Genomic DNA, 21,797 nt, shown 5'->3' with positions numbered 1-21,797 from the left:
CTGGAATTTTTGCCGAGCATGCAGCGCGGCCCGAAGCCCGGAATTGATATGGATCAAGGGCGCGGGTCCTCGTCCTTCCAGGGTGCCGAGAGGTAGCGAGTACGGTTGAACGTCTCCAGCCATTCGGGGCAGAACACCACCAGGGCGCTGACCACCATGCCGTTGATGAATGCCTCCGGAAAGATGATCAACCACAGGTAACCAATGAAATCCTCAAGCCATTCGGGCATGGCGAAGCGTTCGTCGAACCAGAGGATGCCCAATGCGCAAAGCAGGCATAGCAGCGCTGAAAGCGCCGCAGCAAAAAAACCGGAACAGAAGATATAGACGAAAAGATTACGTGGCTGCGCCCTCTCCACCAGCCAGGCGCAGGTTTCAGTCACCGCCACCGGCAGCAAGATCAACAGCGCACCATTGACTCCCAGGGCTGCCAGGTCCTGGCGTCCCAAGACCAGCAATCCCAGTTGCGCGATCAAGCCACCGACTATCGCCAACGGCCAGTCCAGCAGCAGGGTCACCGCTGTCATGCCAATGAAGTGATAGGACACCCCGGTATCGAAATCCCGCCGAACCAGCCATAGCAGGAACAAGGCGAACACAGTGCCGAATAACAAGTGCTGGCGGCGACTGTCGCTAAACAATTCGACCCAGGGCGCACGCCATACCGCCCAGGCCAGCAGCGGCACATACAGCAGCCAACCCAGCATCAGCGTCTGCGGCGCCAACAGTGCCGAACTGATCATGGCCTGGCTTGTTCCAGCGCCGCAGCCAGTTGCTCGGCAGTGGCGTACTCCTGGCGTGCCACCAAGCGTCCGTCCTGCAATTGCAGCCACAACACCTTGTCTTCGGCTGCGACATAGCGCGGGGCTACTCGCCCGTCGCGATCGAGCATCACCCGGTAGGGATAGTCACGCATGGCCGGAACCGCGAACATCTTGGCAATCAATGCCGGCATGCGCTGGATATCCGCGACGAAAACACCTTGGCGCTCCTGCAGATAATCCTTGGGTTTATCCTTGAGTGCGGCATTCACCAGCTTGGCCGCCTCCATGCTGCGCGCCACCAGCAACACACGAGCCTGGGAGTCTAGGCTATAGGCCTCATCGAACTGATCCAACAGGGTCCAGGGCGCCAACCGCTCTCCCACTTCCAGGGCGTTGGCCCATAACGGCAACAGGCTCAGCAACAGAATTGACCAGCGTTTCACTGCACACTCCTTATTGATCGATTAGACGCAAAACAGTCTACACCGCCCCTGGGCAGGCTCCAGCCAAAGCCTGCGAACAGCTGGCAATGTCAGGCTGAGCTTTTTCCTGTGCCCTGGTTCTTAAGGTCACAATTGGGCGCTAAGCTTGGGTAATGGATGACTCAGATTTCTTGCGCCTGCTTACCATCCAGGCCGAGCAAGCCAATGCGTTCCTGTCCAATGCCCGCAAATGGGAGCGTGAGCGTTGGGTCTGCCAGCGCCTGTTGCAAGGCCTGAACATTCCCTATCGCAATGACGAGTTCAGCGCTGCCGGACAGGAACCACCGGATGTGCTGTTTCGCGAGGCCAGCTTCGAAGTGTTCTTCGTCCTTGATGAGGGGCGCCGGCTCAATGATGAATGGCGTGACGAGCTGCAACGCCGACGCAGCGCTTTTTCCCTGAGCCAGTTGGTAAGGCGCGAGGCCAAGCCCAAGCGCATCCCTGCCAACGAGTTGTTGCTACGCCTGGCGCCAACGCTGCGCAAGAAGGCCCACAACTACCAGGAACGCGGAATGAACCTGGGAGAGCTGGATATCATTGCCTTTGCCGCCCTTAAGCGTGAGGTGCTGGATCTCAACAGCCATTTTCCACCACCCACCGAGTACCTGCGCCAGGGCTGGCGCTCCCTGTCCCTGGTGGGACCGACCTTTGCCCGAGTTCTGTTCGCTCATCCGGATGCTCCTGAGTTCCTGCGCAGCAACCTGGGACGCAGCATCGTTTTCGACGTTGGTATCAGTTTATGAGACTCGTCAATCCGCCTTCGGTGGGCATGGCGTAATCCTCACGGCGATGGTAAAAAAGCCCTCATGCCTGCCCGCGCCGGGTTTTCCCTTAAAACCCGACGCAACAGCGGTAATGCTCCTGTTTATGTCGGATTACACTGAGCTGTAACGTTCCCGCATGTTGCGACGTCTACCTGACGAGGCCTTTTATGAGCAGCCGCCTGAACCCCGACGACCAACGCCATGTCGAAGATTATCTGCAACTACCCCAGCACCGAGTCGAGCGCCGGCCCTTCCGGCCGTGGATGCTCCTCGTGGTGGTAGTCGTGGTGACCGTGGCCCTCGGTCTGTTGAGCCGTCTTATCAGTTACCTGACGCTATGAGCTGCATCGCGCTCGCTCGGTCGACTGTCCCGATTTCTTTTAGCCTTGCGAGATATCCCCATGACTCATCGTATTGTCATCGTTGGCGGCGGCGCCGGCGGCCTGGAGTTGGCGACCCGCCTGGGTAAGACCCTGGGCAAACGCGGTACCGCCAGTGTGACCCTGGTGGACGCCAATCTGACCCACATCTGGAAACCACTGCTTCACGAAGTGGCAGCCGGTTCGCTGAACTCCTCCGTAGACGAACTCAACTATGTTGCCCAAGCAAAATGGAACCACTTCGAGTTCCAGCTGGGGCGCATGAGCGGACTTGATCGTCAACAAAAAAAGATCCAGTTGGCCGCCACCTACGACGAAGAAGGTGCGGAGCTGTTGCCTGCTCGCGAACTCGACTATGACACCCTGGTCCTGGCCGTTGGCAGTACCACCAACGACTTTGGAACCCAAGGTGCTGCCCAGCACTGCCTGTTTCTCGACACCCGTAAACAGGCCGAGCGTTTTCACCAGCAACTGCTCAACCACTATCTGCGAGCCCATGCTGGGCAGACCCAGGAGTTGGAGCAGATCAGCGTGGCGATCGTCGGTGCTGGAGCTACCGGCGTCGAACTGGCGGCGGAGCTGCACAATGCAGCCCACGAACTGGCAGCCTATGGGCTGGACCGTATCCGCCCGGAAAACATGCACATCACTGTGATCGAAGCCGGGCCGCGGGTACTACCAGCATTGCCAGAACGCATCAGCGGCCCCGTGCACAAGACCCTGGAAAAACTCGGGGTACGCGTCATGACCAACGCCTCAGTCAGTGAGGTGACGGCCGAAAACCTGATCACCGCGGACAACCAGGTCATTCCCGCCAGCCTCAAGGTTTGGGCTGCGGGTATCCGTGCGCCTGGCTTCCTCAAGGATATTGATGGCCTGGAAACCAATCGTATCAATCAGCTTCAAGTACTGCCGACCTTGCAGACCACACGCGACACGAACATCTTTGCCTTCGGCGATTGCGCCGCCTGCCCACAGCCAGGTAGCGACCGCAACGTACCGCCAAGGGCGCAAGCCGCGCACCAGCAGGCATCGTTACTGGCCAAGTCATTGAAGCTGCATATCGAAGGCAAGGAACTGCCAACCTACAAGTACACCGACTACGGCTCACTGATCTCCCTGTCGCGATTCTCCGCAGTAGGCAACCTGATGGGCAACCTCACCGGTAGTGTGATGCTTGAAGGCTGGTTGGCGCGGATGTTCTACATCTCGCTCTATCGCATGCACCAGGCGGCGCTCTACGGAGTATTTCGTACAGCGATGATGATGCTCGGCAGTCGAATCGGGCGTAGTACGGACCCACGTTTGAAGTTGCACTAAACCCGCGATCCGCCAAACACCCACTACCTCAGGTAGTAGGGTGTTTGGTTATGCAACAACATCTGCCCTACGGTTGCCAGACACCCATTTTCGATCAGGCACTGGCAGCAAGCGATAACCAACCACAAAAAGCGCGGGAAATCTCAAGACAACTTCAGGGGAAACGTTAGCGCAGACGCTGCCGTGCCGAATCTGGCAACACCGCCTATTTCCCTCCAACTGAGTTGGCAGTTGAAAATCAAACTAATCACACTTGCAACTGTATTACACGCAAGCCACCTCGAATAACGACGTGCCTCCAACTGCCAGAATTCTGCAAAGTTTCAATATCGCTCCCATACCCCTCACCATCGTAAATACGGGAGAAAATTTCGATCCAACGGTTCAATGACCGATAGTCCTTCAGGGTTCGGCTCAAATGAATCCAGAAGTTTCAGAAATAGAAACTGGCAACTCGAACAAACAGCGGCCAGCCATTGAAAATGACTAACCGCGAACAATCAATTCAGGGAATCAGTGCGTTACGCTTGGCGAATTCCGCCAAGCTTACTTGTGAGCCCAAACCCAGCTTCTGCAAAAGGCGAGTCTTGTAGGTACTGACAGTCTTGTTGCTCAAAAACAGCTTCTCACCAATGGCCTTGTTCGAATACCCCTTGGCCAGGTGCTGCAACACAATCATCTCCCTGTCAGTCAGCGAGCCGATCTGTTCGGACTCAGTACGCTGCTCTGTCGTAGAGGCTGAAACATCCTGGGCCAGGGAGGGATAAAAGGTGTATCCAGCCAGGACTGCGTTCAGGGCCACGACTAGATTGCCCAGGTCTTCTTCCTTGTTGACAAACCCCCTAGCGCCCAGTTGGATACAGCGCCTGCAGAAGCTCTCAACAGATTGCGAAGTGAGTACCAGCACCTCGGTAGGCAAACCGAGAGCCTTGATACGTGAAAGCACCTTGAGACCATCCAGCTTGGGAATGCCGATATCGAGAATCACCACATCCGGTACATGCTCGCGAACCAACTCCAAAGCATCCAAGCCATTATCTGTTTCGGCGACCACCTGCATGTTGTTCTTTTCCAACAACACCTTGACAGCAAGCCGAACAACAGGGTGGTCATCAACTATCAATACGCTATGCATATTTTCACTTCACCTTAAGAACTCGACTTTCGGCCAGCCATGACCGCTCGGAAAATATACTTTATCGCACCCAGACAAGATGCAACTTTTATCGCCACATGCGGTATCGACTTCATGAGTACAGCGCACATGAAAACGCGATAATCATCTCGCCAACCAAACTGGATGAAATTCACAAACCACACAGCCACGCTACTGCGCAAACTCAGGTTCCGGGTAAACCATCGCTGACACAAGTGGCAAATGCGGCCCGCAGGAGGAATCTGGGAGGTCCGATTGCTCTCCAGGAAAATTCATACAACACCTAGGAATATGCCCAATAGCTTCAACTCCATGACCTTAAGCAAGATAGGCATCAATTAATAACTCGAGCCGGTCATGCAAAATCTGAATATTCTGGTTCTGGAGGACGACCCCTTGCAGCGCCTGGTCATCACCCTGGCATTGAGGAAAGTCATGCCTGGACACGTCCATGAAGCGGGCAACGGCAATGAGGCCCTGGACCTGTTGAACGCCAGCGAGAAAATGGACATTGCCATATGCGACCTGAAAATGTCAGAGATGGACGGTCTGGCGTTCCTGCGCCAGGCCAGCCAAAACGGCAAGCTGCACTCCGTTATCCTGTGCAGCCAGCTTGAACCAATCCTGCGACAAGCCGCCATAACAATGATCAAGCGCCTGGGCTTGAATTTCCTCGGCGATCTGGGAAAGCCTTTCAGCCTCGAGCGCCTTATCACGCTGCTGGCGCGTCATCAGAGGTGGCGCCAAAACCCATTCACGCTCTTGACCAGATTCGAGTTGCCAACGCTGTCCGACATCGTTCGCGGGTTGGACAATGGCGAATTCGAACCCTACTACCAGCCCACGGTGGCGCTCGCCGATACCTCGCTGCTGGGCGTGGAAGCCCTGGTCCGCTGGAATCACCCGCAACTGGGTGTGCTCCCGCCCTCGTACTTCCTGCATGTCATGGAACAGAACAGCCTGCTGGACCGGCTGTTCTGGCCATCCTTCGAGCTCGGCCTGGCTCTACGCCACACCCTGGCTCAACAAGGCAAGCCCCTGAACTTTTCATTCAACCTGCATCCATTGCAGCTCGCATCCCTGAACCTGACCGACTCCATCGCGTCGATGGCTGCGCTATTCAAGGTGCCCTCCAGCAGCCTCACCTTTGAAATCAACGAAACCGGCATGGCAAGCGTCCCTGCCATCAGCCTGGAGAATCTGGTGCGCCTGCGCGTGATGGGGTGCGGCCTGGCCATGGATGATTTCGGAGCCGGCTACGCATCCTTGGAGCGCCTTTGCGAGATACCCTTCAGCCAGATCAAGCTGAATGGCAGCTTCGTACGCAAAATGAAGCACCACCCCAGAAGCAGCGCAATCATTAGTTACACAGTGACCCTTGCCCGCTCCCTGGGTATGTCCCTGATCATCGAGGGCGTCGAAACTGCCGAGCAACGCAGGCGCCTGCAAGAACTGGGTTGTCACGCCGCCCAGGGATTTCTCTTCGCTCGCCCGATGCCTGAAAAGCACTTCACAGCCTATTGCACACGCTAGTCCATCACCTCGATGGCTCACTGACAGATGACAATCCATATTCTGCCGCCACCAGCCAATGCTCATCACAGCATTGTCTGCTGACCATTCCCTCCTGACCTCCTGATTCCAGAAGCGATCATGCATTTACCACTTAACTGGCTTCTTAGCTGCTTGACGATAATGGGAGCCCAACTGGCAATGGCCCAGGTGCTACCTACGACCCTGTACAGCACTGCACGCCTGGACCCTCACGAACTCATGCTGGAGGAGGAAGACTGGCGCTGGCTACGGAGCAAGCAGGAACTGAAGATCGGCGCCATTGCCGCGGAATCGCCACCGTTTAGCGTCAGCTACAACGATAATCGCTATGAGGGGCTCAATGCAGATATCAGCGCACTGATCGGCCAGATGCTCGGAGTCAGCATAAAAATCGTTCCCTTTGCCACCCGGGAGGAAGCCATAGAGGCCCTGAAAACAGCCAACATCGATTTGCTGAGCAGTCACAGCTCCGAACGAAGCGAGCACAGCCTCAGCTTCACCCAGTCGTTCGCCGAAGGCCGCCTGGCCCTGTTCAAACGCAACAATGACCCGCGCAACGCCTCAACCGATCTCGCCGGGCGGCGGATTGCCGTGACCAAGGAACACAGCCCAGAACTGCGGTCACGCTTTCCATTGGCCCATCTGCTGATCTATCCATCCCACGAAGAAGCGATAGCTGCCGCAGCATTCGGTGATGCAGAGATCTACGTCGACGACCTACTCAGCGCCTACTTCCATATCAATCGTGCCTACTATGGCTTTCTCAAGTTCGAGCGCTTCATAGGCCCATCCCGCGCCGGCTATGGTTTTGCTGTACGCAGTAACAACCAGCGCCTGCAGAAGATCCTCGACCAGAGCATCAGCAGCATCGGCCAGGAAAAACTCACCAGCCTGACCCAACGCTGGGTGGGAAGCGGTTTCTTGCCATCAGATGAACGAGTCCCCTTGACCGCAGAGGAATCACGCTGGATCGCACGTAACCCAGTCGTGCGCCTAGTGATCAACGATGACCTGGCACCTGTGGCCTTTTACGATGCCAAAGGCGTTTTTTCCGGTGTTGCGGCTGAACTGCTGGAAGTGATTAGCCAGCGCACAGGCCTGCGATTCGAAGTAACCGCCCGCAACGGTGGCTACCCGCAACAGATTGAAGCCCTGCAACGCTCCGAGGCGGACCTGGCCATCATGACCGCCAGTGCGCAGCGAGAGGAGAGCCTGCGCTTTACTCGCCCGTTCCTGAACAGCCCCTTTGTACTCATCACCCAGACGGACAGGACAGCCTGGGCACAAGTACCAGACAACCTGATTGGCAAGCGCCTGGCCATACCCGCCGGGCATGTGGCATTGCAACAGGTACGCGAGCTGTATCCCAAGACCCAGGTGATAGAGACACAAACCTCGCTGGATAGCATGAGTCAGGTCTACTCAGGCAGTGCTGACGCAGCGGTGGTCGCCCTGCCCACATCGCGCTACTACATCGTCCGCCTGTTCCAGAATCGCCTGGCCGTTGCCGGCCTGATCCACAGCAGCCAGAAAACCGCCAGCTTTGCCGTACGTCGGGGCGATGCGGAGCTGCAATCGATCCTCGACAAGGTTTTGCTCAGCCTCCCCGCCGACGATCTCAATGCCATGGCCAATCACTGGCGCTCACCGCCAGGCATGAGCAGCGAAACCTGGCGCGACTACAGCATCGTAATCGCGGAAATCATTACCGGAGCGGCATTACTGCTCCTGCTGTCCTTGATCTGGGGCTTCTATCTGCAGCGCCGCATAAAGGCCGAGAAGACACTCAATGATCAACTGCGCTTCATCGAAACGCTGACCGAAAACATGCCCCCGGTGCTCTACATACGAGACCTGGAGGGCAATATGCTGTCCTGCAATCGCAGCTATTTGCGTAGTGTCGGGCTGAGCGCCGAGCAGGTCCTGAACAAGACCGTGCAGCAACTGCCCAGCGAGCACTTCTCTGCGGAACCCGATCTGCACCAGAGCTATCTGCAAGCGATCAATGATGGGCAGACGGTCACGTCCATCTATGCCATACAACTGCAGGGCAAGGAGGTCTGGATAGAACACTGGATCCAGCCCTTCCAGGACGCCAATGGCGTTACCAAAGGCGTGATCTGTGGCTGGCTGGACATTACCAAGCACCGATACCTGGTCCAGGAGCTCAAGGAAGCGAAAAACCTTGCAGATGAGGCCAGCCGGGCCAAGACGACGTTCCTGGCGACCATGAGCCATGAAATACGCACCCCAATGAATGCAGTCATCAGCATCCTGGAGCTGGAACTCAAGCGTGCCAACAACGACAGGATTGAACGCTCCAGTATCGATATCGCCTATAACTCGGCCAAAAGCCTGCTGGAGCTGATCGGCGATATCCTCGATATTGCCCGCATCGAATCCGGACGCCTGAGCCTCTCGCCCAAGCGTTCCAATTTGCGCGAGCTGGTGGAGTCGGTCGCCAGGGTATTCGAGGGGTTGGCACGGCAGAAAGGCCTGAGCCTGATCCTCGAGATCGACTCCAGCATCAACGGCGATGTCCTGGTAGATGGGATGCGCTTCAAACAGATCCTTTCCAACCTGGTGAGCAACGCTATCAAGTTCACCGAGGCTGGCTTCATCAAGGTGACCATAACGGCGGACTTGATGGAAAACGCCTTGCTGCGGATCAACCTCTGCGTCGAAGACTCAGGGATCGGAATATCCCCGGCCAGCCAACAACGCCTGTTCCGGCCGTTCTCGCAGGTGGAGCGCAACGTACCGAACGCAGAAGGTACGGGCCTGGGCCTGGTGATTTGTCGCTCCCTGTGCGAAATGATGGGGGGCCAGATTTCCCTGAACAGTTCGTTGGGCCATGGCACTCGGGTGAATGTGGAGTTGCGCCTGCAGGCCCTGGAACGGGTCGCCACCAGCGAACGCCCCGCCCAGCCCAAGGCGCGCCAGATGCGCCGCCTGCAAGTTCTCGTGGTGGACGATCACTCAGTGAACCGCCAGGTTCTGCAACAACAGCTGTGCTTCCTCGGACATGATGTAGTCGAGGCAGAGAACGGCCTGGATGCCTTGAATATCTGGCGCGAGCACGCTTTCGACATCATCATCACCGACTATCACATGCCCATCATGAATGGCGCTGAATTGGCCCGGGCTATCCGTCAGGATGAACGTGACAATGCTTGCGAGCCCGTGACCATCGTTGGCTTGACTGCAGACGCGCAACCTGAAGAGACAGACCGTTGTGTCCAGGCCGGAATGAATGATTGCCTGGTCAAGCCCATCAGCCTCGACGAACTGGAGGAGCGCCTGCTGACGTTGGGCGAGGTCGATGAGAGTGAACAGGGGCCGACCTCCGCGCCTCCACAAGACCTTACTCAACCACCCCGGGTATTCGACCTCGAGTCCCTGCATACCCTGGTGGGAGGCGAAGCGGCAATGCTGCATCAACTCTTGAACGAGCTGCTGAGCAGCAACCGTAAAGACCTACAGGCACTGACAACGTGCTTGCGGGACCAGGCGATCACTGAACTGGCGGAACTGGCGCATCGTATTAAAGGCGCAGCGCGAGTGGTAAAAGGTGCACAGCTGGTAGAAAGCTGTCGTCAACTGGAGGATGCCTGCCTCAGCCCCGACCTATCCTTGGCGGTAATCACCGAACGTGTTGAACAGGTGAAGCAGGCGATCATGACTCTAGAACTGGGCTTGCTTGGAGAATACAAGAGCCGGGAAGAATCACTAGAGCGCTGAAAGGGCAGCGACTACTGGTCTTTAAGCGTTGTTCGCTTCAGCCGAGCAACGCTCAATATATCCTTGGAACCTTACGAGCAGACAAACGAAAAAGGGCACCTCTAGAGGTGCCCTTTTCGTAAATATGGTCGGGGTAAGGGGATTCGAACTCCTGACATCCTGCTCCCAAAGCAGGCGCGCTACCGGACTGCGCTATACCCCGGTAAAAAAAAGGCACCTTCAAGAGGCGCCTTCTTCGAACAGTGCTTTTGGCCCCTGCTCTTAAGATTCGATTCCAGCGAACTGGTTTCAAAAATGGTGGGTCGTGCAGGATTCGAACCTGCGACCAATTGGTTAAAAGCCAACTGCTCTACCAACTGAGCTAACGACCCAAATATGGTCGGGGTAAGGGGATTCGAACTCCTGACATCCTGCTCCCAAAGCAGGCGCGCTACCGGACTGCGCTATACCCCGGTTTGAAGTTGGCTCCGTGACCAGGACTCGAACCTGGGACCCAATGATTAACAGTCATTTGCTCTACCGACTGAGCTATCACGGAACTAAGCACTTCAAGCTACAACGTGTTGCTTCATCCTCTTCGACTTTCTTCGTATCGCTACGTTCATGTCTCTGAGGCGCGCCATTTTACAATCTTTAAAACCTCTGTCAACCCCCTAAATTGCTTTTAAGACAATGATTTGCGAGTTCATTGCCGGTTTCTTCTTCAGCAGAAAAAACCTGAGGGGTGACTGACTGCGGGGCGCACTTTACAAGCCTTTTCCTTATAGTTCAACGCCCTAGTGAAAAAAAAGCCTCGCAATGCGAGGCTTTTTATCTACAGGCGATCTGATGATCAGTTGAAGACGATTTCGTCCTCCTGCACCGAGGCCGTAATCGTTCCCCCAGGCAAGAAGCCCCCGGAGAGGATCAACTGCGCCAACGGGTTCTCGATCCAACGCTGGATCGCCCGTTTCAGCGGCCGGGCACCATACACGGGGTCGTAACCAACCGCGATCAGCTTGTCCAAGGCCTCGTCGCTCAGCACCAGACTCAACTCACGCTCCGCCAGACGGCTACGCAGGCGGCCCAGTTGGATCTGGGTGATACCGGCGATCTGGTCCCGTGCCAAAGGCTCGAAAATCACCACTTCGTCCACCCGGTTGATGAACTCCGGACGGAAGTGCGTAGAGACCGCGTCCATCACGGCTGCACGTTGGGCCTCACGATCCCCCACCAGCTCCTGGATCTGGGCAGAGCCCAGGTTGGAGGTCATGACGATCACCGTATTACGGAAATCGACCGTGCGTCCGTGGCTATCCGTCAGCCGGCCATCTTCCAGAACCTGCAGCAGGATGTTGAACACATCCGGATGCGCCTTCTCCACCTCATCCAGCAGGATCACCGAATACGGCTTACGACGCACAGCTTCGGTCAGATAGCCACCCTCCTCGTAACCGACATAGCCCGGAGGTGCACCAATCAAGCGCGCGACGGAGTGTTTCTCCATGAACTCGGACATATCGATCCGCACCATGGCCTCTTCAGTATCGAAAAGAAACTCCGCCAGAGCCTTGCACAACTCCGTCTTACCGACCCCGGTCGGGCCAAGGAACATGAACGAGCCGCTTGGCCGGTTCGGGTCGGACAATCCTGCACGGGAGCGCCGTACTGCGTTGGCTACCGCCACGACAGCCTCGTTCTGGCCGATGACACGCTGGTGCAACAGGCTTTCCATCTTGAGCAGCTTGTCACGCTCGCCTTCGAGCATTTTCGATACCGGAATGCCTGTCCACTTGGACACCACTTCGGCGATTTCTTCCTCGGTGACCTTGCTGCGCAGTAGTTGGTTTTCGCTGTGGCCATGCTGGTCGACCATCTGCAGGCTGCGCTCCAGATCCGGGATCACCCCGTACTGCAACTCGGCCATGCGGTTCAGATCGCCCTTGCGACGAGCGGCTTCCAGCTCCTGACGCGATTGCTCGATCTTCTGCTGAATCTGGGCAGAGCCTTGTACTTCAGCTTTCTCTGAAGTCCAGACCTCTTCAAGATCGGCATATTCACGCTCCAGGCGAATGATTTCTTCCTGCAGCTTCTCCAACCGCTTGATCGCGGCCTCATCGTCTTCCTTCTTGAGGGCCTGGGATTCGACCTTCAGTTGAATCAAGCGTCGCTCCAAGCGGTCCAGCACCTCCGGCTTGGAATCGATCTCCATGCGAATACGGCTGGCCGCCTCATCGATCAGGTCGATGGCCTTGTCCGGCAACTGCCGATCGGTAATGTAACGATGGCTGAGCTTGGCAGCCGCGATGATCGCACCGTCGGTGATGGCCACCTTGTGATGCACTTCATAACGCTCTTTCAAGCCACGGAGGATCGCGATGGTGTCTTCCTCGCTAGGCTCGTCCACCAGCACTTTCTGGAAGCGCCGCTCAAGAGCCGCATCCTTCTCTATATATTGACGGTACTCGTTGAGAGTAGTGGCACCGACGCAGTGCAACTCCCCCCGGGCCAGGGCAGGCTTGAGCATATTGCCTGCATCCATCGAGCCCTCGCCCTTGCCAGCACCGACCATGGTGTGCAGTTCGTCGATGAACAGGATGACCTGCCCCTCCTGCTTCGACAGTTCGTTAAGCAATGCCTTGAGGCGCTCCTCGAACTCACCGCGATATTTGGCACCAGCAATCAACGCCCCCATATCCAGGGACAGCAGACGCTTGCCTTTCAGGCCATCCGGCACTTCACCGTTGATGATCCGTTGGGCCAGCCCCTCGGCAATGGCCGTTTTACCCACGCCAGGCTCGCCGATCAGCACCGGATTGTTCTTGGTCCGGCGCTGCAGCACCTGGATCGTACGGCGAATTTCATCGTCACGACCGATCACAGGATCGAGCTTGCCGTCTTCGGCACGCTTGGTCAGGTCGACGGTGTACTTGTCCAGCGCCTGGCGCGACTCTTCGACGTTGGCGTCATTCACCGCCTCGCCACCGCGCAGGTTGTTGATGGCATTCTCCAGGGCTTTCTTGCTCACGCCTTGGCCCAGCAGCAACTTGCCAAGCTTGCTGTTCTCATCCATGGCCGCCAGCAGCACCAACTCGCTGGAAATGAACTGATCGCCTTTCTGCTGGGCCAGGCGATCGGCCTGGTTGAGCAAGCGCGCCAGGTCCTGGGACATGTTCACGTCGCCAGTGGGGTTCTGGATCTTCGGCAGTTGGTCGAGCTCTTTGCTCAGTTCCTTGCGCAGGCTGTTGACGTCGAAGCCCACCTGCATCAACAAAGGCTTGATGGAACCGCCCTGTTGTTCAAGCAGAGCCTGCATCAGGTGCGCCGGCTCGATGGCTGGGTGGTCGAGGCCAACCGCCAGGGATTGAGAATCGGATAAGGCCAGCTGTAGCTTGCTGGTTAATCGGTCTATACGCATTAGTCACCTTCCTTTTGAGCAGGCCGGAGCGATGGACACACCTAAATAGAGAAACCTGCCAGATGATTCTCTAGATGCGGTCGATTCTGGGAGATTCAAGCGCCAGTTGCTTGACGCAAGTCAGATTAGTCTAGCGCTCGAGCCAGACGAGGGAAGCAAAACGCCCGGTACGCGGACTGCGCCGATAGGAGAAGAAGCGAGGGTCGCTGACTGTGCAATAACCACCGCCATAAACAGCCGTGACGCCACGGGCCGCCAGGCGCAGGCGGGCCAGTTGGTAGATATCGGCCATGAAGCGCCCGGCATTGATGCTCGGCACGAAGGCCTGCTCGGCCTCGGCCAGCTGGGCGACGAACACTTCACGCACTTCGGCGCCCACTTCAAAACGCTGCGGACCGATGGCCGGCCCCAGCCATACCAGGACCTCAGAAGCTGGCACGTCCAAATGATCGAGCGTGGCTTCCAGCACCCCGGCAGCCAGCCCACGCCAGCCGGCATGAGCGGCCCCGACCCGGGTTCCGGCGCGATTGCAGAAAAGCGCCGGCAGGCAGTCGGCGGTCATCACCGTACAGGCAATACCTGGGGTCGCGGACCAGCTGGCATCGGCGGTTGCAACCACGGCCGGATCGGCGTGGGCCACCGCGACACCGTGCACCTGCTGCAGCCAGGCCGGGGCCATGGCGAAGCGTTCAGTGAGGCGACGACGGTTTTCGGCTACCGCTTCAGGATGATCGTCAACGTGATCACCCAGATTGAGACTGTCGAACGGCGCCAGGCTGACGCCGCCCTCACGGGTGGTAACACAGGCTTTGACTCCAGCCGGCGCTGGCCAGTCGGGAATCAGCCAGTCATTCATCCGATGAACGCCTCGCGGTCTTGCTTGAGCAGCGACAGCAGCCAGACGAAGTCTTCCGGCAACGGCGACTCCCAGCTCATGCGCTTACCGGTGGTCGGGTGGTCCAGTTCCAGGAAACGTGCATGCAGAGCCTGGCGCGGGAAGTTCTTCAATGACTCGACCATGGTCGGGCTGGCTGCCGGAGGAATGCGGAAGCGGCCGCCATATGCCGGGTCCCCCACCAACGGAAAGTTGATATGGGACATATGCACCCGGATCTGGTGGGTACGACCGGTTTCCAGCTTGACCCGCACATGAGTGTGGGAACGGAAACGCTCCAGCACTCGGTAGTGACTGACGGCAGGCTTGCCGCCTTCCATCACCGCCATGCGTTGGCGTTGCTGGCCATGGCGCCCGATCGGGGCATTGATCTTGCCACCGGCGGTCACGACACCGATCACGATGCACTCATAGATGCGGCTGACGGTACGGCTCTGCAGTTGGGCGACCAACTGCGTCTGGGCCTGAATGGTCTTGGCCACGACCATCAGCCCGGTGGTGTCCTTGTCCAGGCGATGGACAATACCGGCCCGTGGCACATTGATGATGTCGGGGATGTGATGCAGCAGGGCATTGAGCAAGGTGCCATCAGCATGGCCAGCAGCCGGGTGCACCACCAGGCCGGCAGGTTTGTTGATCACCAGGATGTCGTCGTCTTCATAGACGATGTCCAGCTCGATGTCCTGAGCGACCCATTCACCCTGGGCTTCCTGCTCGGCAGTCAACTCAAGGACGGCACCGCCGTGCACGATATCCCGCGGGCGAAGTACCGCCCCATCCACGGTCAGTCGACCGTCTTTGATCCAGGCGGAAAGGCGCGAACGCGAATGTTCGGCGAATAGTTGGGCGGCGACTTGATCGAGGCGTTGACCGCCCAGTTCGGACGGCACCTCTGCGCGAAGTTCAATTTTATCGGACATGCTCGGACTGGGGGTCGGCACAGCCTTTGGTTTCGGCTGCGCGCTTGTGGTTAAATACGGCGTCTTTTGCCCCGAGGCTTTCAACGGGGCGCTCATCATAACAGGACGGCCCCGCCCAAGACAGCGGCCGTCATAGGGACGCAAGCCGCTATGCAAGTGAAACACCTGCTGCTGATCGCCATCCTCGCACTGACTGCTGCTTGCTCATCGAAGGAAGTCGTTGACGAAAACCTGAGCGAAGTCGAACTGTACCAGCAGGCGCAGACCGACCTGGACAACCATAGCTACACCAGTGCCACCTCCAAGCTCAAGGCCCTGGAGTCGCGCTATCCCTTCGGTCGCTATGCCGATCAGGCACAGCTCGAGCTGATCTACGCCAACTACAAGAATGCCGAGCCAGAAGCCGCCAAGTCGGCTGCCGAGCGCTTCATTCGCCTGCATCCCCAACATCCGAACGTGGATTACGCCTACTACCTCAAGGGCCTGACTTCGTTCGACCAGGACGTGGGCCTGCTGGCGCGCTTCCTGCCGTTGGACATGACCAAGCGCGACCCGGGTGCCGCTCGCGACTCCTACAACGAGTTCGCCCAACTCACCAGCCGCTTTCCCAATAGCCGCTACGCACCGGATGCCAAGCAGCGCATGATCTACCTGCGCAACCTGCTGGCCTCCTATGAAATCCACGTAGCCGACTACTACCTGACCCGCCAGGCGTACGTTGCCGCAGCCAACCGTGGCCGCTACGTCGTCGAGAACTTCCAGGAGACCCCTTCGGTAGGCGATGGCCTGGCGGTCATGACCGAGGCCTATCAGCGCCTGCACCTGGATGAACTGGCAGCCACCAGCCTGGAAACCCTGAAGCTCAACTACCCGAACCACCCAAGCCTGGTGGATGGCCAGTTCGTACCGCGGGTAGCCGAAGCTGACAACCGCTCCTGGCTGAGCAAGGCCACCCTGGGCCTGATCGAGTCCCGCCCACCGCTGCCACCGGGAGAAACCCGCGCCAACCAGGACATCATGAAGCAGTACCAGGATGCCAAGGACGCGATTCCCGCAGAACTCAAGTCCAAGAATGGCAATAGCGATGCTATCGAGGAAGAAAACCACGAAGCCGAAGGCAACAACAGCGACCGCTCCTGGTTCAGCTACATGACCTTAGGCGTGTTCGACTGATTGCTGACAGTGGCGCAGTCCAAACAGAGGGAGACTTGAAGTCTCCCTTTTTCATGTCCCGAGTTTCATAGGCCTGTGCGCCCGGCAAGCGCTTGGCTAAACTGCCGTATCTTTCCCTACTAAGCTGGTCACCATGGTTCGTCTACTGTTCTGGATAGCTCTGATTGCTGCTGCGGTATGGTTCTGGCGCAAATTCAAGCGGCCCGATTCGGCCCCTCGTGCATCAAGTGAACCCACTACCACGCCCATGGTGCGTTGCGCCCATTGCGGCGTACACCTGCCACAGGATCGGGCGTTGAGCCTGTCGCAACAGTGGTACTGCAGCCAGGCACACCTGGAACAGGGGCCAGGCAGCCAAGACCGCTGACTCTACCGGCCCTGCCCTACCGGTGCAGGGCCATCGCCCTCCCACGCCAGAACAATTGGCGACAAAAAACTCTCCCACCCCAGCCCCTTCGACAGCAGGCTTCAGCGCCCGGGTTTACAACGCGTCCGGACGGTTACAGGCCTCGCCCAACGTATCCCGATCTCCCCGCTCCTGCCCCACGGGGCCTAGACTTCAACTCTCGGGCTACCGGCATCGTCGCCTCCCGCTTCTTTTCATGGATGAAATCGCAACTGTCATGAACTCACGGCAAACGGTGCTGTTGGCCGATGCAGCCAGGGCTTCCTCCCACTCAAACCTGTTGACAGGAGAGTCATCAGCCCTGGCCGGCTTGAACCGCCAGATCGCCAAGCTGGCCTCCAGCTTGGCAGCGGTCTACATCAATGGAGAGTCCGGTAGCGGCAAAGAGCGGGTAGCCCGCCTGATCCACCAACTGGGCCCCAGGGCCCGACAACCGTTCATTGCCCTGAACTGCGGCGCCATTCCTGCCGACCTGGTGGAGAGCGAGCTTTTTGGGCACTGTAAAGGCAGCTTCAGCGGCGCCTTGGCCGACTACCCCGGGTTATTCCAGGCGGCCAACGGTGGCACCTTGTTCCTCGACGAGATCGCTGAGCTTCCTCTAGCCATGCAGGTAAAACTGTTACGGGCCCTACAGGAAAAGTCCGTTCGCCCTGTTGGCAGCCATACGGAACGAGCGGTCGACGTGCGGATTCTATGTGCCACCCATCAGGACCTGAAGGTCCTGGTAGAACGTGGCCAGTTTCGCCAGGATCTCTACTACCGCTTGAACGTCATCCAGCTACAGGTCCCGGCCTTGCGCGAGCGCCGTGGAGATATTGCCCTACTGGCACGCCAGATCCTCCAGCGCCTGGCCGCCGGTAGCGGTCAACCGGTACTCGAGCTGCACCCACAAGCGCTACAAGCTCTTGAACAATATGACTTTCCTGGCAACGTGCGCGAACTGGAGAACCTGCTGGAGCGGGCCCATACCCTTTGCGAAGGTCCACGAATAGAGCTGGCGGACTTGCACTTGCCCATCACCGAAACCGTCAGTGGATCCTACGAGCAACCTCTGGCGACCTACGACCTGGTGCAGCATCTGCTCCAGGTCGAACGCCATCTATTGCTCCAGGCCCTGGAGAAAACCCGCTGGAACCGCACCGCCGCCGCCCAGCGCCTGGGCCTGTCGTTTCGCTCGATGCGATACCGCATGAAGAAACTAGGATTGGAGTAGAGCCCGCTGACTAGATTCGACCTGCGGGGCCGTAAGGCGCCGGATCGATGATCGGTGGATTGCCCAGCAACAAATCGCAGAATAGCTGGCAGGAAGCCGGGGCCAGCACCAAACCGTTGCGGTAGTGCCCGCAGTTGAGCCATAGCCCCTGGACCCCGGGCACCGGCCCGATGAAGGGAATCCCTTCGGGAGACCCTGGACGCAGTCCAGCCCAGTGCCCAACCACCTCGGCATCCACCAGGGCCGGGACCAACTCGACAGCCGAGCTCTTGAGGCTCTCCAGGGCCGAAGCCGTCGGGGTCTTGTCGAACCCCTCATGCTCCAGGGTGCTCCCCACGAGAATGTGCCCGTCACGCCGAGGAATGGCATAACGCCCCTTGGCCAGGACCATGCTGGACAGGAAGTCGGATGCGCATTTGTACAGGATCATCTGCCCCTTGACCGGCTCCACCGGCAGCTCCAGGCCGAGACCGGCCAGCAACTCACCGCTCCAGGCCCCGGCACACAGCACCACCTGGTCCGCCGTCACTTCACCCAGAGAGCTATGCACCCCCACCACACGTTGTTCGTCACGAATAAAACCCGTGACAGTGCAGTGCTCATCGATATGCACATTAGGCAGGGCTTGCAAGGCAGCCTTGAGGGACTTGACCAACCGTGGATTGCGCACATTGGCTACGTTGGCCATGTAGATCGCCTGCTGGTAGCCCTTGCCCAGCACCGGTACGGCATCATGTACCGTCGAGATATCCACCCGGCTCAACGGACGACCTTCGTGCTGGGCCCACTCCAGGGCCTGGGCCTGATCCTCCAGGTCCAGCCAGTAGAGTCCGGTGGTATGCACTTCCGGATCGATACCAGTAGCGCCGAACAATTGCCGCGCCAACTGTGGATAAAAATCCTGGGACCAGTGGGCCAGGGCGGTGACTGCCGGGCTGTAGCGCCAGGGATAGAGCGGCGAAACGATTCCACCACCGGCCCAGGACGACTCTCGCCCCAGGTCCGAGCGCTCCAGAAGCCTCACCTGCTGACCCTCGGAAGCCAGATTGAAGGCAGTGAGCAAGCCAATGACTCCTCCCCCCACCACCAGCACTTGCTGCTTAGCCATAGTTCGATCCAATCATGAGAAAGACAACAAAGATCCCAGATCTCTGGAGGGTTGCTCAGCGCCCCCAGCAATCCTTCGTGGTCAGGCCGTCGGCCTGATTGCTGAGGCCAATGGCACCGGCCTGGTCGATGGTGAAGCTGCCACATTTGTCCGCGGCCATCAGGCCATCGGCCTTGGGTTGCGCAACCAGCGAAAAAGTCGTGTCGGTCAAGGTTGCAGCAATGCTGTAGTAATCATTTCCCAGGCTAAGGTCTGGAGCATTGCTATAGACCCCGGACTTGGAGTGATAGCGTTCGAGCTGTTGCGCCTGCTCGCTCAGCAGCACAGCAATTTCACTGCGGTGCGGTTTCTTCATGTATTCGGTGATGCTGGGAAGGCTCAGGGTGAGCACCAGGCCAATGATCGCAATCACGATCATGACTTCGATCAGGGTAAGACCCTGGTTGGATCTGCGCATGGTCAAGAATCTCGCTTACTGAATTTGTCGCCACAGGATACGACGCCCATCCATCGGTAGGTTTCCTACCGCATTACCGACGCTCTCAGGGAATCTGCTACGGGTCTCATGGGTGCCTGGTTCCGGCTTGGCCTGGCTAAATGCCCAGCCCGCTGGTCCACCCTCACGGGCATCACTACTCCCCGTTGCCGCAGCGCCGAGCATCTTACCGCTGAACACGTCCACCTCGGTCAATTTCCCACGATCCACGTCCGGCACATGTGCATAAATGCTCTCCAGGACACTTCGCAAAGGCCCGGAAAATCCGACAGCGGTCACTCGAAACAGGAGCACTGGGCGGCTCACAAGAAGCTCGACTACCGGCTCCCGGGCTACCCCCAGGTTCTGCACGCGGTAGTAACCCTCTTTCGTCGCTATCCACTGCCCTCCACCCCCCATGATCTCTGGAGGCGCGCATTGCAGGAAGTTGCCACATGGCGCCAGGACATGACCGCCTCGCCGCACTGCGCCTTCCCCCTCCCTCAAGGCCGTTTCGGCAGACTGGAAGGCGCGATTGTACAGCGCCAGGCTGGCAGCCATCTTCTCCTGCAGCAGGGCATTGTGCATGGCTGAAAGGCCAATCATCGTCAGCAATGACAGGAATACCAGGCTGGTCAAAAGCGCCATGCCACGCTCCTTGGCACTTGCACAGATAACGGCAGTCATCACGGCAGTCTGTTACGTAGGGCCGCCACCACCGTGAAACGCTGCGCACGGACAGCCGCGCCAGGAGCACCCAGCGTCAGGCTCAACCTGACGCTGCGTATACGCGCCGGATCCTGCGGATTACGACTGTAGTAAGACGCCAAGCGTGCAGTGGCCGAATGGGCCAGGCCAAAACTCACATCGAAGGCCTCGACATTATCCAGCAACACCACTTGCTGCTGGCCCAGTCCGCTGCCCAGTAGCAGTTGATGGTTCTTGAACCGGTAGAACAATCGACGCAGGGCAAATACCTGCTGCCCTTCAGCGCCTTTGTGTACTCCTGAATAGGCCACCGCACTCGTCCGACAATCAGTCACCAGGCTCCAGGTCGGTGCGCTGCCCACCTCCCCGATATCGACGGTCACCAGGCTCAATTTCTGCTCGGCACGGCTCCACTGGATCGGCGCCGACATATGCCGGGAGAACGAACCGTCGGTACTGGCATCCTCAATGGTTCGCAAGCAGCCGGAAAACCCCACCATGCGAATCTCTTGCAGCATCTTGCCCAGGACAAAACGCGCCTCCTCCTGCTGGTAGGCCGACGCCCCCTGGCTCATGTAGGTGCTCTTGGCTGCAATGAACACCTGGACGGCCCCCAGTACCAGAACCAGGCTCAAGAGCAGCGCCAGCATCATCTCCACCAGACCAAATCCCGGGCTTGGATGACTCATTGGGCACCTCCCGCTTCTGCCGACAACTTGCTACCCAGCAGCAGGCTGCGCTGGGTGCCCGAAGCCCCGGCGGCACGTGAGTCATCCCAGGAGATACGGACGCTATGGACGCCGCGTTCAAGACTGATGCTGCCCTTGGCACCCGGCCCGCCAAAGCTTGCAACGTTGCTGGCAAAGTCATTCAGGTCCTGGTCCCGAATATTGTCTCTATGCTCATCGCCGCGGCTAGCCACCGTGTAATCCGCTCCAGCATTGGCCCTGATCCGGTCGAGCATGTCATAGGCGATGAAGCTGGCCTGGGTGCTCATCCGGGCACTGTCGGTGTACTGCAAAGCCTTGAGTTGGACCAACGCCGCTCCCAACAAGCCCAAGGCCAGGATCGAGAGCGCCACCAACACCTCCACCAGGCTCGTGCCGGCCTGTGCATATCGTTGCCCCATTGCCCCTCCGCTCATCGACACAGCCACGACCAACATCGTCATTGCCTGAGGTTAGTCCCGGAGTCATCGCTGGAGCGGCATCTGGAACAACCGGCAATACAATGCAGCCAACTCGACAAGTGCGTCCCAGAGCAGGCGGTGCAAGAGCGGGTAGCGAACGATGAAACCCTTTGTAGGGATTCATGAGGGAGCTCAAGGCGCAGCGCGGCTAT

General features: G+C 58.3%; 18 protein-coding genes, 4 tRNA genes and 1 pseudogene. 8 read left to right on the top strand and 15 right to left on the bottom strand.

Annotated features, from left to right (window positions below):
- Positions 1-53 precede the first annotated feature (53 nt).
- Both C4K39_RS21570 and C4K39_RS21565 read right to left on the bottom strand, forming a co-directional pair.
- Positions 54-743, bottom strand: a complete 690-nt coding sequence (locus tag C4K39_RS21570) for an energy-coupling factor ABC transporter permease (protein WP_124347363.1) — start codon at positions 741-743, stop codon at positions 54-56.
- Complete coding sequence (locus C4K39_RS21565; RefSeq protein ID WP_068575531.1) at positions 740-1,207, bottom strand: hypothetical protein; 468 nt, start codon at positions 1,205-1,207, stop codon at positions 740-742. Before C4K39_RS21565 ends, C4K39_RS21570 begins: the two co-directional genes overlap by 4 nt.
- Positions 1,208-1,359: 152 nt before the next feature.
- Between C4K39_RS21565 and C4K39_RS21560 the strand changes: the two genes are divergently transcribed.
- The 3 genes from C4K39_RS21560 (at position 1,360) to C4K39_RS21550 (ending at position 3,710) form a co-directional block, all read left to right on the top strand.
- Positions 1,360-1,989 carry a DUF1780 domain-containing protein gene (locus tag C4K39_RS21560; RefSeq protein ID WP_068575532.1) on the top strand — a complete coding sequence of 210 codons (630 nt, stop codon included), beginning with the start codon at positions 1,360-1,362 and terminating at the stop codon, positions 1,987-1,989.
- A 188-nt stretch (positions 1,990-2,177) separates the two neighbouring features.
- Positions 2,178-2,351, top strand: coding sequence for a DUF3094 family protein (locus C4K39_RS21555; RefSeq protein WP_068575533.1), 174 nt, complete (start codon positions 2,178-2,180; stop codon positions 2,349-2,351).
- 60 nt (positions 2,352-2,411) lie between these two features.
- Positions 2,412-3,710 carry an NAD(P)/FAD-dependent oxidoreductase gene (locus C4K39_RS21550; RefSeq protein ID WP_068575534.1) on the top strand — a complete coding sequence of 433 codons (1,299 nt, stop codon included), beginning with the start codon at positions 2,412-2,414 and terminating at the stop codon, positions 3,708-3,710.
- 505 nt (positions 3,711-4,215) lie between these two features.
- Here the strand turns inward: C4K39_RS21550 and C4K39_RS21545 are convergent.
- Positions 4,216-4,845 (bottom strand): response regulator transcription factor, encoded by a 630-nt coding sequence (locus C4K39_RS21545; RefSeq protein ID WP_068575535.1) that lies wholly within the window; start codon positions 4,843-4,845, stop codon positions 4,216-4,218.
- Between the two features lie 378 nt (positions 4,846-5,223).
- Between C4K39_RS21545 and C4K39_RS21540 the strand changes: the two genes are divergently transcribed.
- Both C4K39_RS21540 and C4K39_RS21535 read left to right on the top strand, forming a co-directional pair.
- Positions 5,224-6,399: an EAL domain-containing response regulator gene (locus tag C4K39_RS21540; RefSeq protein ID WP_124347362.1), complete on the top strand. Its 1,176-nt coding sequence runs from the start codon at positions 5,224-5,226 to the stop codon at positions 6,397-6,399.
- A 162-nt stretch (positions 6,400-6,561) separates the two neighbouring features.
- On the top strand, positions 6,562-10,161 hold the full coding sequence (locus tag C4K39_RS21535) for a transporter substrate-binding domain-containing protein (protein ID WP_225926543.1): 3,600 nt from the start codon (positions 6,562-6,564) through the stop codon (positions 10,159-10,161).
- Positions 10,162-10,286: 125 nt separating this feature from the next.
- Here the strand turns inward: C4K39_RS21535 and C4K39_RS21530 are convergent.
- From C4K39_RS21530 to rluD, 7 genes are all read right to left on the bottom strand, one after another.
- Positions 10,287-10,363, bottom strand: a tRNA-Pro gene (locus tag C4K39_RS21530).
- 93 nt (positions 10,364-10,456) lie between these two features.
- Positions 10,457-10,532, bottom strand: a tRNA-Lys gene (locus C4K39_RS21525).
- A 5-nt stretch (positions 10,533-10,537) separates the two neighbouring features.
- Positions 10,538-10,614: transfer RNA gene (locus C4K39_RS21520), tRNA-Pro, on the bottom strand.
- Between the two features lie 9 nt (positions 10,615-10,623).
- Positions 10,624-10,699 (bottom strand) — tRNA-Asn (locus C4K39_RS21515).
- Positions 10,700-10,993: 294 nt separating this feature from the next.
- Positions 10,994-13,558 (bottom strand): ATP-dependent chaperone ClpB, encoded by a 2,565-nt coding sequence (clpB, locus tag C4K39_RS21510; protein WP_068580965.1) that lies wholly within the window; start codon positions 13,556-13,558, stop codon positions 10,994-10,996.
- Positions 13,559-13,688: 130 nt separating this feature from the next.
- Complete coding sequence (pgeF, locus tag C4K39_RS21505) at positions 13,689-14,414, bottom strand: peptidoglycan editing factor PgeF (RefSeq protein WP_068580969.1); 726 nt, start codon at positions 14,412-14,414, stop codon at positions 13,689-13,691.
- Complete coding sequence (gene rluD / locus C4K39_RS21500; protein WP_068580971.1) at positions 14,411-15,373, bottom strand: 23S rRNA pseudouridine(1911/1915/1917) synthase RluD; 963 nt, start codon at positions 15,371-15,373, stop codon at positions 14,411-14,413. Before rluD ends, pgeF begins: the two co-directional genes overlap by 4 nt.
- A 150-nt stretch (positions 15,374-15,523) precedes the next feature.
- Here rluD and C4K39_RS21495 point away from each other — a divergent pair, with 150 nt between their 5' ends.
- From C4K39_RS21495 to C4K39_RS21485, 3 genes and pseudogenes are all read left to right on the top strand, one after another.
- On the top strand, positions 15,524-16,546 hold the full coding sequence (locus C4K39_RS21495; protein WP_068580973.1) for an outer membrane protein assembly factor BamD: 1,023 nt from the start codon (positions 15,524-15,526) through the stop codon (positions 16,544-16,546).
- A 133-nt stretch (positions 16,547-16,679) separates the two neighbouring features.
- Positions 16,680-16,913, top strand: a complete 234-nt coding sequence (locus C4K39_RS31850; protein ID WP_083235883.1) for a PP0621 family protein — start codon at positions 16,680-16,682, stop codon at positions 16,911-16,913.
- Positions 16,914-17,271: 358 nt separating this feature from the next.
- Positions 17,272-18,165 (top strand): annotated as a pseudogene (locus C4K39_RS21485) (sigma-54 interaction domain-containing protein); the annotation flags it as partial.
- A gap of 10 nt (positions 18,166-18,175) precedes the next feature.
- Here C4K39_RS21485 and thiO read toward each other — a convergent pair.
- Genes thiO through pilV form a run of 5 tightly spaced genes read right to left on the bottom strand, consistent with a single transcriptional unit; the run spans position 18,176 to position 21,585 of the window.
- Positions 18,176-19,273: a glycine oxidase ThiO gene (gene thiO, locus C4K39_RS21480; RefSeq protein WP_124347359.1), complete on the bottom strand. Its 1,098-nt coding sequence runs from the start codon at positions 19,271-19,273 to the stop codon at positions 18,176-18,178.
- 55 nt (positions 19,274-19,328) lie between these two features.
- Positions 19,329-19,730 (bottom strand): type IV pilin protein, encoded by a 402-nt coding sequence (locus C4K39_RS21475; RefSeq protein ID WP_124347358.1) that lies wholly within the window; start codon positions 19,728-19,730, stop codon positions 19,329-19,331.
- Positions 19,731-19,745: 15 nt separating this feature from the next.
- A complete protein-coding gene (locus C4K39_RS32055; RefSeq protein ID WP_124347357.1) occupies positions 19,746-20,396 on the bottom strand; it encodes a pilus assembly PilX family protein in 651 nt (216 codons plus the stop codon).
- A 38-nt stretch (positions 20,397-20,434) separates the two neighbouring features.
- Positions 20,435-21,145, bottom strand: coding sequence for a PilW family protein (locus C4K39_RS21465; RefSeq protein WP_124347356.1), 711 nt, complete (start codon positions 21,143-21,145; stop codon positions 20,435-20,437).
- Positions 21,142-21,585, bottom strand: coding sequence for a type IV pilus modification protein PilV (gene pilV / locus C4K39_RS21460; RefSeq protein ID WP_068580988.1), 444 nt, complete (start codon positions 21,583-21,585; stop codon positions 21,142-21,144). The genes C4K39_RS21465 and pilV overlap by 4 nt, the downstream gene beginning before the upstream one ends.
- Positions 21,586-21,797 lie beyond the last annotated feature (212 nt).

It is taken from the genome of Pseudomonas sessilinigenes (assembly GCF_003850565.1).
Classification (GTDB): Bacteria; Pseudomonadota; Gammaproteobacteria; order Pseudomonadales; family Pseudomonadaceae; genus Aquipseudomonas; species Aquipseudomonas sessilinigenes.
The sequence above is the reverse complement of the archived record's forward strand: the minus strand, read 5'-3'. Positions and strand labels throughout refer to the sequence as shown.